The sequence below is a fragment of the Thiospirochaeta perfilievii genome (assembly GCF_008329945.1).
GTDB classification, from domain to species: Bacteria; Spirochaetota; Spirochaetia; order DSM-2461; family DSM-2461; genus Thiospirochaeta; species Thiospirochaeta perfilievii.
In genome coordinates this window covers 2,567,028-2,580,539 of record NZ_CP035807.1, presented here as the reverse complement: position 1 = coordinate 2,580,539, position 13,512 = coordinate 2,567,028, and the positions used below count along the sequence as shown (strand labels likewise).

At 34.3% G+C, this 13,512-nt stretch carries 11 protein-coding genes and 1 tRNA gene; 5 read left to right on the top strand and 7 right to left on the bottom strand.

The genetic code is table 11. The annotated features are described in order from the left end of the window. Nucleotides 1–149: 149 nt before the first annotated feature. On the top strand, nt 150–839 hold the full coding sequence (gene pyrH / locus EW093_RS11855; RefSeq protein ID WP_149568614.1) for a UMP kinase: 690 nt from the start codon (nt 150–152) through the stop codon (nt 837–839). On the opposite strand, the gene EW093_RS11850 is transcribed toward pyrH, so the two are convergent. Continuing rightward, a complete protein-coding gene (locus tag EW093_RS11850; protein ID WP_149568613.1) occupies nt 834–1,769 on the bottom strand; it encodes an alpha/beta hydrolase in 936 nt (311 codons plus the stop codon). The two genes, pyrH and EW093_RS11850, sit on opposite strands and share 6 nt — an antisense overlap. A gap of 40 nt (nt 1,770–1,809) precedes the next feature. Here EW093_RS11850 and EW093_RS11845 point away from each other — a divergent pair, with 40 nt between their 5' ends. The 3 genes from EW093_RS11845 (at nt 1,810) to buk (ending at nt 5,187) form a co-directional block, all read left to right on the top strand. Continuing rightward, the gene (locus tag EW093_RS11845) at nt 1,810–3,906 is read left to right on the top strand and encodes a diguanylate cyclase domain-containing protein (protein ID WP_149568612.1); all 2,097 of its coding nucleotides are present in this window, start codon (nt 1,810–1,812) and stop codon (nt 3,904–3,906) included. Between the two features lie 36 nt (nt 3,907–3,942). Then, nucleotides 3,943–4,024: transfer RNA gene (locus EW093_RS11840), tRNA-Leu, on the top strand. 71 nt (nt 4,025–4,095) lie between these two features. Beyond that, nucleotides 4,096–5,187 (top strand): butyrate kinase, encoded by a 1,092-nt coding sequence (buk, locus tag EW093_RS11835; RefSeq protein ID WP_149568611.1) that lies wholly within the window; start codon nt 4,096–4,098, stop codon nt 5,185–5,187. Here buk and EW093_RS11830 read toward each other — a convergent pair. Genes EW093_RS11830 through EW093_RS11810 form a run of 5 tightly spaced genes read right to left on the bottom strand, consistent with a single transcriptional unit; the run spans nt 5,174 to nt 10,578 of the window. Then, nucleotides 5,174–6,229 (bottom strand): M20/M25/M40 family metallo-hydrolase, encoded by a 1,056-nt coding sequence (locus EW093_RS11830; RefSeq protein WP_187759696.1) that lies wholly within the window; start codon nt 6,227–6,229, stop codon nt 5,174–5,176. The genes buk and EW093_RS11830 overlap by 14 nt on opposite strands. After that, nucleotides 6,229–7,524, bottom strand: a complete 1,296-nt coding sequence (lysA, locus tag EW093_RS11825; RefSeq protein WP_149568609.1) for a diaminopimelate decarboxylase — start codon at nt 7,522–7,524, stop codon at nt 6,229–6,231. The genes EW093_RS11830 and lysA overlap by 1 nt, the downstream gene beginning before the upstream one ends. A gap of 1 nt (nt 7,525) precedes the next feature. After that, on the bottom strand, nt 7,526–8,668 hold the full coding sequence (locus EW093_RS11820) for a pyridoxal phosphate-dependent aminotransferase (protein WP_149568608.1): 1,143 nt from the start codon (nt 8,666–8,668) through the stop codon (nt 7,526–7,528). A 1-nt stretch (nt 8,669) separates the two neighbouring features. Then, complete coding sequence (locus EW093_RS11815; RefSeq protein ID WP_149568607.1) at nt 8,670–9,887, bottom strand: DUF2322 family protein; 1,218 nt, start codon at nt 9,885–9,887, stop codon at nt 8,670–8,672. A gap of 58 nt (nt 9,888–9,945) precedes the next feature. Next, nucleotides 9,946–10,578 carry a hypothetical protein gene (locus tag EW093_RS11810; RefSeq protein ID WP_149568606.1) on the bottom strand — a complete coding sequence of 211 codons (633 nt, stop codon included), beginning with the start codon at nt 10,576–10,578 and terminating at the stop codon, nt 9,946–9,948. 30 nt (nt 10,579–10,608) lie between these two features. On the opposite strand from EW093_RS11810, the gene EW093_RS11805 reads away from it, so the two are divergent. Beyond that, nucleotides 10,609–11,841, top strand: coding sequence for a hypothetical protein (locus EW093_RS11805; protein WP_149568605.1), 1,233 nt, complete (start codon nt 10,609–10,611; stop codon nt 11,839–11,841). A 3-nt stretch (nt 11,842–11,844) separates the two neighbouring features. Here the strand turns inward: EW093_RS11805 and EW093_RS11800 are convergent, their stop codons facing one another. Then, nucleotides 11,845–13,443: a glycoside hydrolase family 3 protein gene (locus EW093_RS11800; RefSeq protein WP_149568604.1), complete on the bottom strand. Its 1,599-nt coding sequence runs from the start codon at nt 13,441–13,443 to the stop codon at nt 11,845–11,847. Nucleotides 13,444–13,512: the final 69 nt, after the last annotated feature.

Here is a 13,512-nt window from a genome sequence, read left to right as displayed (position 1 = left end):
ACTTAGCTCCGTTTAATGTATTTAACTGTAATATTAAACTTTAATTATACTCAGTTGTCAAGCAAAGAGAGTTTTGTAAAGTGCTATTGCTTTGACTTAGATGAAGAAATAACATAAAATGTAAGAGTTTATTTTTTAGGGGAGTTAAGATGGAAAACATACAAATACTCGATCTAGGCGGATCAATAGTTGCACCGGATCAGGTAGATACAGAATTTATTAAGGAGTTTAAAACTTTTTTAGTAAACTGGTTAGATGAGGATGAGTCAAGAAAGGCAATTTTAATTATTGGCGGTGGCGGAGCTGCTAGAAAGTATCAAACAGCATATAGAGATATAGATAATAACCCAACAGATGAGGAGCAGGATTGGATAGGAATAGCAGCAACAAGGCTTAACGGTCAACTTCTTAAGGGTGTTTTTAAAGATTACTGTTTTGATGATGTAATTATTAACCCAGAAACTGAAGGTAGCTTTAAAGGTCGAGTAATGGTTGCTGCAGGGTGGAAACCAGGATTTTCAACTGACTATGACTCAGTGGTATTAGCTAAGAGATTTGGAGCTAAAACAGTATTAAGTCTATCTAACATTGCAAAAATATATACAGATGACCCTAAAACAAATCCAAATGCAGAGCCTGTTGATAATATGACATGGGACGAATATAAAAAACTATGTGGAAATGAGTGGACTCCAGGGAAAAACATCCCCTTTGATCCTGTTGCAACAAAATTAGCTGCAGAGTTAGGCTTAACAGTTAAAGCTGCTGCTGGTAAAGATCTTTACAATCTAAAAAAGATATTTGATGGCAAAGATTTTTTTGGAACTACAATATCATAAATTATTAAAAAAATAGTCTATATCACTCCAGAGATCATCTACAATACTCTTGTAGATAAACATGGAGTGATTAGTATGACTCCATTCACTTAGGTCTAAAACTCTAATAAGTATACTCTTACTACTAACTCTATCTTTAATTAGGTTTAGGTTTTTATATGAAACTGTTTTATCATGTTTTGCATGACATAGATAACAGGGTATCTCTATTTTACCAAGGTCCTTTTTAACACTTTTTAAACCAATATAGAGGCTATAAATTTGTCTAGGAAATTTCCCCCTATACCCTACCCACCTAGTATCCCCATCCTGGTCTTCCGATGGATCTTTTGGAGGATTCTTTGGAGGGATGTACTTTACAAACTTGGACAAATACCTAATAAAATATAGAGTCGTAGATTTTAATACCCCTCTTTTCAATGAGTTTAAAAAAACTGGGGCAGCAATTGAAGCAATTGCAGTAGGTTTCAGATCTACATTTTGTGCCAATTTTAAGGTTAAAGCTCCACCCATTGAGTTTCCAGCAATATAAAACTTATCATATCCACCTCTTATTCCATTATAATAATTAGAGAGATATGAATACCACATAGAGAAGTTTGATTTAATAAAATCACTGTGGGTTGTTCCAAATCCAGGTAATTTTGGTATAAAAACATCATAACCATCCCTAATAGCCAACTCCTTAACCATGTAATACATTCTAGGTGAACCTGGAAATCCATGGATAAATAGTATAGCTTTTTTATTACCACCTAAATACTCAAAGGGCTCTGCTCCTTCTAAAATATTACTACTATTTAGAGAAGAGAAGTCCCTACTCTCTCTGTAAAATAACCCCTTATTATTAAAAAGTAGAGCCAATAAAGCAATTGTTAATATTATAAAGATCATGATTCTTAAACCACCTAATTTAATATTTGTTTTCATTAAACTAATAAGTTAAACTATATATATTATAGGAAAGTAGATGGAAAATAAAAAGACAGTTAACAAAGTTATAAATACACCAGTGGAAACTATTACACTAGGCTTTATAGAGGATGCAATAAAGCTGACCCATAGCACATTTATAAAAGAGAAAATTGCATATAATTTTATTAAGAAGGGGTGGGTAGACCTTGAAACCCTTCTTTATAGTAAGGCACTTAAAAGTTTTAATAGGGCACTAAAGATATTCTTAAAAAAAGAGGACTTAGATGGATACCTTTTAAGTTGCCACGGGATAGCCTCTATTTACAAAGAGTGTAAACAATTTAATAAAGCCTTAGAAATTTATTTTAAAATACTTGCTAAACTCCAGAGTAAGGATAGCGAATTAAGGTTTATAACTTTAAAGGATATAGCAAATACCTATTACAGTTGGGGTGCATACAATGAGACAATAAAATACTTAAAGATAGCATTGGAAATAATTAAAAATGAGGAGATGGTATATCGAAAGATTTATATTCACTACAATCTAGGAAGAACCTATAAAAAACTTGAGAAATTTAATACCGCCCAGGAATCTCTTTTTATGACCCTTACCCTCTGTGATGCAAATGGAATTAATTACAAGATTAGTGAAACACTAACCGAGCTTGGGAACATTTTTAGGAAGACTAAAAACTATCCAAGGTCCGAGAGTTTTCACATAAGAGCCCTTCAATATGCTAAAAGCAGTAGAGACTACTCTGCACACATTGATATTCTATTAAACCTAGGTGGCTTAATGCTCCATTTAGGAAATTACGAAAAATGTCTACAGTTTGTTAACTCAGCATTGGAAGAGATTGATCAGATAGAGCAAAAATATAGTAAGGTTCTTAAGGGTTATCACTACATATATATGGCATATAAGTTCCTAGGAGAGGTTGAGGAGTCTATAAAGTATCTTCAAAAGTCAATTATTTTAAAAGAGGAAGAGATAGAGAGGGTAAATAAGCTACAGTATGAGCTTCTTCAAATTGATTTAAAATTTAGTATAAAACCAGAATCATTTATTATTACAAATATTTATAACAATGAACTAAATACTAAACAATCAATTTATAAGGAGAATAACCTAAAGGAGCTTACAGCAGCAATTTATACAGGGATAAAAAACATATTAAACTTTTCAAACCTCTCACTTTATACATATAAAGATAATAGAAAGATCCTATTACAAACAACTATAATGAAGGATGGGAACTATACACAAAAGGAGATAGAGGCATTAGGGACCCTAGCATCTGTGGTAATAGATGAAGATAGGGAGATTATTCTATATGATAGAGATACAGCAAATGAAGATTTTAAAGTTACTAAAAACAGGCTTACACGGGGGATGAACTCATTTATTATTATTCCTATTAAAAGAGGTAAACTTATAGTAGGTGCTGTATCAATAGAGGATGAAGATAAAAATAAATATACTCAGTTTGACTTGAACTCTTTAAAGACAATTAGTGCCTACATATCACTTACCATTGAAAATATGAGGATTAAAGAAGAAGTTGACTCCTTTAATGAGCTACTAGATCACGATACTATAATTATTGAATCAAGGGATATAGAGAAGCAGAAACTCCACAAGGATAGGGAGTCAGGACTACCCTACAAGCCTCTATTTATAGAACTATTGTCCCAAGCAATTAAAGGAACAAAAAGGGACAAGGGGAAAATAGCACTTTTAACAATAATTATAGATTTAGAATTTGATAATCAGGGAACTTTCTTATCCGAAGATTTAATTATTGGAGAACATACTATTCAGGAACGGTTAAAGAGTATTTTAAGAAGCGAGGATATTTTAGGACGAGAGAGTGATGACACCTATTTACTATCTATAAAAATGGAGAGTATAAGAGGTTGCCGTATTGTTGCTAAAAAAATTGTATCTGAGTTGAAAAAACCAATTTTTACCGAGAATCAGAAGATTCAACCTAGGGTTAAAATAGGAATTACTATATATCCGGATAACAGTTTAAACATATCTGACTTATTAGATAAGTCAAAAAAATGCGCTACAAAAATACCTAAGGATAATTTAGTAGGGTTTGAGTTTAGCGAGGGGATTCATAATATTACCAGTATTGATTGACAAAAAATATTACAAAGGATAACCTTTACTTAAATTGCCAGTGTGGTGAAATTGGTAGACACAGTAGATTCAAAATCTACCGCCTTCGGGTGTACCGGTTCGAGTCCGGTCACTGGTAAATAAGCAGCTCTAGAAGCTGCTTTTTTTATAAAAATTGACTTAGCTTTAAAGTGAACCTATTATTAATATATGAATGATTATTTAATATTAGTAATTAATCCTGGTTCGACTTCCACAAAAATAGCTATATACAAAAACGAAAAACCTATAATTGTAGAGACTATTAAACATACTATGAAGGAATTACTAGGTTTTAAGAGAGTCACTGATCAGTTTAATTTTAGAAAAGAACTAATTTTAGAACAGATAAAACGTTGCGGATTTGATATAGAGACATTAGACTGTATAGTGGCTAGAGGCGGCCTATTAAGACCTATACCCTCTGGAATTTACGAGATTGATAACCTAATGCTAGAGGATTTAAATGCTAACTATTTAGGGGAACATGCAAGTAACCTAGGAGGTCTTATAGCCTATGATTTGGCAAAGAGTATACCTATTAGAAAGGCTTATATTGCAGACCCTGTAGTAGTAGATGAGCTATGGGATATAGCAAGGATATCAGGACACCCTAAAATACCTAGAGTTTCGATTTTTCACGCTTTAAATCACAAGGCAGTAGCTAGGGCATATGCTAACTCCCTGGGAAAAGATTATAACCAGTTAAACCTTATTATTGTACACCTAGGAGGAGGTATTAGTGTCGCAGCCCATAAAGAGGGCAGAGTTATCGATGTTAATAACGGACTAAATGGAGAGGGCCCATTCTCCCCGGAGAGAAGTGGAGGACTTACTACACTAGATATCTCTAAACTCTGTTTTAGTGGTAACTACAGTTTTAACGAAATTAAGCAGATGATAGTTGGAAGCGGAGGATTAATTGCCTACCTTGGAACCAATAGCGTAATAGAGATTGAAGAGAGAATAAACAGTGGGGATAATAAAGCCCTAGAAGTTCTTGAGGCTATGTGTTACCAGGTAGCAAAAGAGGTTGGCGCTATGGCCGTAGTATTAGGTGGTGAAGTAGATTCAATAATTTTAACTGGGGGAATAGCATACAGTAGTTTAGTAACTGATTTAATTAAAAAAAGAGTCAGTTTTTTAGCCCCAGTAAACATATATCCTGGAGAGAATGAACTTGAAGCCCTCGCCCTTAATGGCTTAAGAGTTTTAAGGGGAGAAGCTAGAGTTCTAAGCTACTCTAAACTTATAAGTGGGTAACAAGGCTTTTATAAAACTCAGTTAACTCATCAATTGATATACGCTCATCTGGTTTATGGGCGTATTTAATTGAACCTGCCCCATAATTTATAGATGGTATACCAGCCTTATTTAGCTGGGCGATATCGGTCCAGGCTTGCATAATCTCCCTATCTATATTTGGAAGTAAAAAGTCATTCCCACTATCCCCAATATAACATGAGTCAGCCTTGTCCAAAATAGTTATATTATCCTGACCTAGAAACTCTAAAAGATACTCTAAAGCTTCATTACTACTTCTTTTGGGGCTAAACCTAAAGTTAGCAACTATCTCTACATGGTCAGGGATCACATTAAATGTCTCTGTAGTTGTTCCAAGCTGGGTAATATTAACTGTCTCATAGTAGTCTAAACCATCAATACTACTATCTTTGTTAATCAACTTATTCATTTTTTCTACTGACATTACTATTTCTGTAGCCTCAATTAGTGCGTTTTTCCCTTTTTTAGGGTTGGCACTATGGGCAGATATACCGTATACATCTTTTTTAACAGCTAATGATCCAAGACACCCAACAGAATACTTACTCTGTGTAGGTTCTAAAACAAATGCAAAATCAATATCCATAAGGTAGTTATTATCTAATAAAAAGTTGATACCATTAGGAAGGGCACCCTCTTCATTTTCGTAGAAAACAAAGCTTAGGTTCTGTTTAGGTTTAATTTTGCCAATTGAAATATCATCTATAACCTTTAACATTACAGCTAAACCACTTTTCATATCGCAGGATCCCCTGCCCCAAAGCTCATCATCCTTAATCTCTGGTGTTGTAGAGCTATTTGCAACAGGAACTGTATCGATATGCCCTATAAGAGCAACTCTTTTGTCCTTTTTAAGGTCCAAATTAAATAGAAGGGAGTTTTTAACCCTAATCAACTCTCCATCATAACTCTTTAGAGTATCAAATAGCTTATCACAAAGAGCTTTCTCATTTCCTGTCTCGCTCTCTATACTAATTAAATCTGATAGAATAGTAACTATATCGCAACCTAACTCAAACACTATAAATCCTTTGGAATAGATTGAATATCAACCATATCCCGTATTTTTATTCTTGGTCTAATTATATGATACTTCCCGTTATATATCAAAACCTCTGGGGCTATATCGTGGCTTAGAAAAAACGGCATACTCTCGTTATACCCGTAGGCTCCGGAGCAGAAAACCGCAATATTATCATCAATATCACTATCAACTGGTAAATCTATGTCCTTACCTAAAAAATCAATGGAAGTACATAGAGATCCACCTACATCATACTTTTTACTATCTGATGATGATAATTTTGACATGTTATAAGTAGGTTGGGATACCCCTATAAGTGCTGGTCTTAAAAGGTGTTGAGCACCACCATCAACAAGAAGATACTCCCTTCCCCTGGATATCTTTCTATCAACAACCTGGGTTATATATACCCCACTTTGACCAACCAAATATCTACCAGGCTCAGTTATAATCCGTGTCCCATTCTCTTTAATAAAAGGATATTGTTTTATTAGATTCGATATTTTACCCTTTAAACCATCTATTATAAACTCTGGATCACTATTGTTATATGGGATTCCTATTCCTCCACCAACATCGATGGATTCAACTTTAAAAAAATTATCATTTAGCTCTTTAGCTATTCTAAAACAGTTCTCTAGATTACTTAAAAACCCTTCACTATTGTTTATACCTGTCCCTGCAAATATATGTATTCCTTGAAGTCTTACACCTTTAAATGTTAAGACCTCTTTAATAATAGTATCTAACTGTTCCGTATCCATACCAAACTTTTTAGAACCACCACCAAGGCTGACTGCTACTCCTGCAATTTCAAACTCTGGATTTATTCTAAGTTCAACATCCATAACAACACCTTTTGTTGTTGCTATACGGTTTATTCTCCTTATCTCACCAAGGCTCTCAGCATTTAGTGCGTAAATTCCCATGTCTATTGCTGTTTCTATATCTGAATCTGTTTTAGAAGGACCACCAAATACTATATTTCTAGGATTAACTCCAGCTTTTTTACAGGCGTATAACTCCCCTTCAGATGCAACCTCAATACCTGCCCCTAGGGATGTTAATAGCTTGATAATAGCTATATTAGAGTTTGCCTTCATAGCGTAAAATATATCTACCTGGCTTGGGAGATTATCCCTTAAATAGTTATACTTATCTTTAATTGTCTCAGCATCATATATAAATAGAGGTGTTCCTAACTCAGTAACAATAGGATCTAGATCAACACCACTAAAGTTCAACCTATCCTGGTCTGTAGTAAAACGGCTACTTATTTCACTTATTTTCATATTAACTCCAGTTATTAAAAAGTTCTTTTATACGGCTTAAAGCCAATTTTAAATCGTCGAATTCCACTGCAAAGGATACTCTTATATAACTATCACCCTTTTTTCCGAAGGCTACACCTGGAATAGTTAAAACGTCAACCTCTTCTAATATTCGTAATGCCACATCTTTAGATCTACCAAAGGAACTAATGTTTGGAAATATATAAAATGCACCCTCTGGTTTAACAACAGTAACTCCCTTTATAGAAGAGAGGGTCTTATATGCATAATCACGCTTCTCTTTTAAGTCCCTTTTTATATCTTCTAAAAAACTATCACAACTTCCGTCTAAGGACTTTATAGCTGTATATTGGGAAATAGATGAAGCACAGGTTGCAATATATTGATTTGCAATTACCATAGGTTTTACTAAACTCTCATCACAGAGAGTCCACCCTATTCTTAACCCAGTAGCCGCAGCTCTCTTTGATATACCATCAACAACAATAACCCTATTACTATAACTATATGGGGATGTAGGCTTTACCCTATCTAAATAGAGTTCGCTATAGATCTCATCGGAAATTATATAAAAGCCCCTCTTTTCAGCTAGAACTGATAGTTTTTTTATATCTTCTTGATTAACAATTAAACCTGTAGGATTTGTTGGACTATTAATTACTAAAAACTTGGTTTTATCACTAATTAAGGCCTCAATACTGTTAAAATCCAATCTTAGATCCTTAGTTAGGCCAAAACAGATAGCCTTAGCACCCTGCATTGTTGTAATAGTGTCATATACTGTAAAACTAATCTCAGGAATTAATACCTCATCCCCTACTTCAAGATAGGCATAAAAAATATTCCAAATTGCCCCTTCTGCCCCATTGGTAATAACTATCTGATTAGGAGAGATACTTTTACCTGTTTTCCTAGAGTGGTATTTTGCTACTAACTCCCGTAGCTCTAACATACCCTGGTTTGAAGTGTATCTTGTTCTCCCCTCTGTAAAGGCTTTTTGTCCCTGAAGAGATACTGCTTCAGGAACATCATTGGGAAGTTGGCCAATACCTAGGTTGATAGTTTCATCCCCAGCTAGTGCATTCATCTTTCTAATCTCTGAGATATCTATACCATCAAAACTACTCTTGGCTTTTAGCTCCATATTAACCCCTAAGTGCTTCCTCTAGAGCATAGGCTCTCTGGGATGCAGAACTTATATACTTAGCAATAATTGGAGTTAATTTTAATGTACCACTACTTGATACGGACATAGAAGGTATAACTAATGCTCCATCTGGTATTTCAGGACCATAACTTGGATCCTTAGCCTCTACAACTTCTCCAACACTAAATGTTTTAATTCCATTTACAAGGTCATGTCGAATTAATTCGCACTTACCCTTAGATGTATATGCAACATTATTTATTGGGTCTAAAATTGGAGTTGCCTTAGAGATATGAACTCCCGGTGCTAGGGTTACTAAATCCCCTAGTCGAGCACCCTGGGTAACCCCGGAACCCTCACCAAGTAGAACATGATCACCTAATATAACAGGTGTAGCCTCAATTGGATCTAGAACTCCACCAATGATAGCCCCTGCACTTATATGGCTATCTCTTCCTATTTGTGCACAACTGCCTGCTAGATTTTCAACCATTGTACCAGCACCAACATGGGCACCAACATTTGCATAACCAGGAGGCATAAATACACAACCTGGACCAGCATATGCTCCACGTCTTAGACCTGCAGCAGGAGGAACAACTCTAAATCCCTCATTTCCATCTAATTTTCTTACAGGGAATGTATCCTTATCGGTAAAACCTATATCAGAAGAGCCGTTATATACTACAATATTTCCAAGGGGGAAACCTAGCATTATACCGTTTTTAACCCACTGGTTTGCCTGCCATTTTCCATCAATTATCTGAGCGGTTCTTAAAAAACCAGCTTCTAGTAGATCCATCACCTGATTAAAGGTTGCTAAAGCTCCCTCTCTATCATCATTTAACTTTCCCTCTTTTTTTAGAGCTGTATATTTTTCAACCCTCTCTTTTAAATCTTTTGGAACCTTATAATGAACAACAGCTTTTACATATTCATCCTCTTTTATATTTAATAAAAGATCTATATTTGGGTGGGCTCCAGGGTTATTTTTGGCATCTTCAACATGTTCTGCAAAGTGATCTAAACCCTTAGCTGCAAGTTTATAATCGATATTACCGTTATCAAAATCTACAAGATTGGCATAAACTTTTAATGATCCACTTTTACCCTCAATGTTTGGAATAGTATTAATAACTTTTCCATCTACTACTATATCTATTTTTTCAACGTTATCCACTGGCTTTAAACTTTCCAGTATCTCTTTAAAATTCATATCCTACCCTTAAAAGTCATTTGGTATTATTCTATATAAGAATGGTTATTTTTAAAAGCTATAATGATGGTTTATCTTTAATGGAATATTTTTTTTGATTGTACCTTAGTGGTGATAGAAAACTTGAGACATAGGCGATAACTCCATTTAAATTAACAATAAAGTATAAGTCGTTACCCAACGTATCGTAGGTAAGATTATAGGCTACTGCAAATAAAATTGATGATATAGTATAAAACCCTGCCGAGTAATCTTTTTGCATAAAGCTTCCAAGACCAGGAATAATATTTAAAAGAGTATACTTTAGCGTATCATCCTCTATATCCTCACTCTCTTCAAAGGGTATATCAACTTTAGGTTGAGGGACATCAGGGATATCTAAATTAGGGAGAATTGTTTTTGGGGGAGTAATTTGGGGAAGGGTTTGGTCATTTGGTATAACTTCTACCGGTTTAAGTAGACTCTCATCTTCTATCTTATCCTTAGCCTTAATTATTAAGATTTGACTATAGGGTAAAACCAATATGTCTAAAGAGCTCTCCTCCTGGATTGTAATATAATCCCCTGGAACATCCTCAACTATCTGACCAATTATACTCCTATTATCATTAGTTAAAATTTCATAAACAGTTTCGCCTTGAATAGTAAGAGTTAAAAGTATAAATAGTAGGGATAAAATTTGTTTTAACATTAGTTTAATGATAACATATTTATATAAAAGATGAAAAAAAATATATATGTTATACTACTATTTATTATCTTTTCTAACCCATTAATTGCCTATGAACTTACCCTAGGGGATGATCTATTTGGTATTAATCTATTTACACCTATAGAGAATGCAAAAACAGTTAATATTTATTCTACAACACCCCTTCTATTCGGAATAAAGATGGATTTAGACTACACCCTATATACCAATGAGACAACAAAGGTTAGGGTTGATGAGACATCGCTAATACTCTCCTACCCTATAACAGGGGTTGAACTAATTGATATAACACCCGCTTTAGGAATAACAATATCTGGGGATCTAAGTAGGGATAAACTTATGGATTTTAATTTCAAAAAGTATATCTACTCCAGTTTACTTTTTTCAAAAAAATCAGTTTTATACGATTCTGGAATAAATAGTGGTTTTTTTTATTCAAATGTTATATCTGAACTGGAAATAATTTTAAACTATATTTTCTCTGTAAATGTGGGATACGCCCTTATGTTTGAAGCCAACAATGTAGAGATAGGTTTAGCTTATAAATATGGATACATCTATGACTTCTCAAGTTATAAAATAATCAATGATTTTAATGATATTTTTCAGGAGGGTGTTTTAAACCTATCAATAGGTGCAGGACACTTTAGATACGATCTTGACCTGTTTTTAAACGGAAGTTTTTCTAGGGGTAAATACTCCATAAATTTCAATACAATTCCAACAGGTTCCCAGCTCCTTTCCATGGATATGAAAATCATTCCAGGGAGTGAATTTGATTTAGGGTCAGAAAGCTATTTAAACACTCTTCAAATGAATATTATTCCATTTAATTGGGAGTATAGTAGACTTGAGGTATTCTTAAAATCCACCTACGGATGGAATGAACCCGGTTTTAAAAACAGTGACCTTAAAGAGATTTTTTATAATAAAACCTACTATAACAAATTAATTTTAGGAATAAATGGAACCCTGTTTGAGAACTATCTAGTTGGTTGGTTTTTCCCATACTTAGGTTTTGGGCTGGGAATTGAGAATTATAACTACATTACAACAACCCACATTATACCTATTTATGAATGGAAGTTAGGTTTTAGTATCCAGCTACCCCAGTTTTTTAATCAGGACAATATCCAGTATGGAGTAGATGGAAATATAGTGTTTAGAGACTCCTTAAATAATATAGAGTTCTATAACAATATCCTACTAAATATAGGTCTATTAATTGCTATAGAACTTTAAAAATTAGATCTCTTTTGCTGGATTAGAGTCAAACTCTCCATGCTCGAAGATACCATCAACTAATGCATCAATACTAACTTGGGATAAACCACCAGTTACAATAACTGCATCACAATATGGAGCTAAAAGTTCAGCGTCCTTTGGACCCCTTGTAGCAACACCGATTATTGTTTTATTTGGACAGATCTCCCTAGTATACTTTAGAGTTTCAATCTGTTCTGGATTACAATAAGCATTAACTGTTGTAAAAATACATACATCAGTGATAAATGCAATATCTCCAACAGAAACCTGCTCCATATGAGTTGGTCTCCAAGGCATAAACGCCTCTTTTACCAGGGAGTGTTTAGTTCTATTCTTTATAGTTTCTCTAATTGATAGAGGATCGTATAAATTTATTGCATCACTCATAACAAGTCTTGCAGGATTAGCAAAAATTACACCAACTTGATCCTTCTCCTCTAACTTAATTGGAAATAGAGAGTCATCCCCCTTATATTTAATTAGTGACTTCTTTGCTATTTCATAGGCTAAGGCATCACCATCTGTTTTACTAAAAGTTTTATTCTCTGGAGTTGTTGTACAAAATTTAGCCTTATACTCTAAAACTCTTGTTGCTGCCTCTGTAATTCTTTCCTCTGTAACCCGACCATCTTTAACTGCTTGCTCTATAACATCTACATAGTTAGATGATAGTGCAGTATGCATTAATAAGTCAGCTCCAGCTGCTAAAGCTATAATTACAGCATCCTCATCTCCATATTGGCTACGAACAGCACCCATTATTAAGTCATCAGTTACTGTTAAACCCTTAAAGCCCATATCTTTTCTTAGGTAGTCATACCACTTTTTAGACATTGAAGCAGGGTACTCTGTATCAAGGGCAGAGAAAACTCCATGATGGGTCATTACAACCTCTAAACCGCTCTCTATAGCTTTTTTATACGGTGCTAGTTCAACTTCTACTAGTCTATTCATATCACCTGGGTGGGTATCACATTTAAAATGTGTATCTTCTTGGGTTAATCTCATTCCTGGGAAGTGTTTACCACAGGCCGCAACCCCCTCATCCTGAAGGCCCTTAATATATGCAGAACCCATATCGGCTACAACTTGCGGATTACTAGAGTACATTCTATTATCAACTATAGGAGTATCTTTTCTATCATAACTAACATCTAGAACTGGAGCATAACAGATATTTATACCTGCATATTTTAACTCCTTCCCACAGTGACTTCCCTGTTTAGATGTTAAAGACTCATCGTTTGCAAAACCTAGAGCCATATTTCCCGGGAACATTGTTGTTCCCCTATGAATTGCTGTTAGCTGACCACCCTCTTGGTCTATTGTTAATAAAAAAGGAAGATTAAACCTATTCTCTTTAGCATGGGATTGTATATTAATACTCATCTTATGTAGTTGATCTAAGTCCCTTACGTTTGCACCTGAGAAAAAGAGTAAATTACCTAACTCATTCTTTCTGTTTAATTCTAATAGATTCTCTGGAAGGTCATCATACCCCTGGTAATATTGTAAAAAAGTTTGAGCAATTTTCTCTCTTAAAGTCATCTCTGAAATAATTTTTTTTGGATCTATCAAAGTGGTTCTCCTAGTTATTTTATGTTAGTATGGTAAACCAAACTTAATCATAAGTAAAGGAAAAGATAC

Excerpts from the sequence above, each read along its gene's own strand:
- EW093_RS11820 (WP_149568608.1), bottom strand. The coding sequence starts at position 8,668 with ATGGAGCTAAAAGCCAAGAGTAGTTTTGATGGTATAGATATCTCAGAG.
- EW093_RS11810 (WP_149568606.1), bottom strand. The coding sequence starts at position 10,578 with ATGTTAAAACAAATTTTATCCCTACTATTTATACTTTTAACTCTTACT.
- EW093_RS11845 (WP_149568612.1), top strand. The coding sequence starts at position 1,810 with ATGGAAAATAAAAAGACAGTTAACAAAGTTATAAATACACCAGTGGAA.
- lysA (WP_149568609.1), bottom strand. The coding sequence starts at position 7,524 with ATGAAAATAAGTGAAATAAGTAGCCGTTTTACTACAGACCAGGATAGG.
- pyrH (WP_149568614.1), top strand. The coding sequence starts at position 150 with ATGGAAAACATACAAATACTCGATCTAGGCGGATCAATAGTTGCACCG.
- EW093_RS11850 (WP_149568613.1), bottom strand. The coding sequence starts at position 1,769 with ATGAAAACAAATATTAAATTAGGTGGTTTAAGAATCATGATCTTTATA.
- EW093_RS11805 (WP_149568605.1), top strand. The coding sequence starts at position 10,609 with ATGAAAAAAAATATATATGTTATACTACTATTTATTATCTTTTCTAAC.
- buk (WP_149568611.1), top strand. The coding sequence starts at position 4,096 with ATGAATGATTATTTAATATTAGTAATTAATCCTGGTTCGACTTCCACA.
- EW093_RS11815 (WP_149568607.1), bottom strand. The coding sequence starts at position 9,887 with ATGAATTTTAAAGAGATACTGGAAAGTTTAAAGCCAGTGGATAACGTT.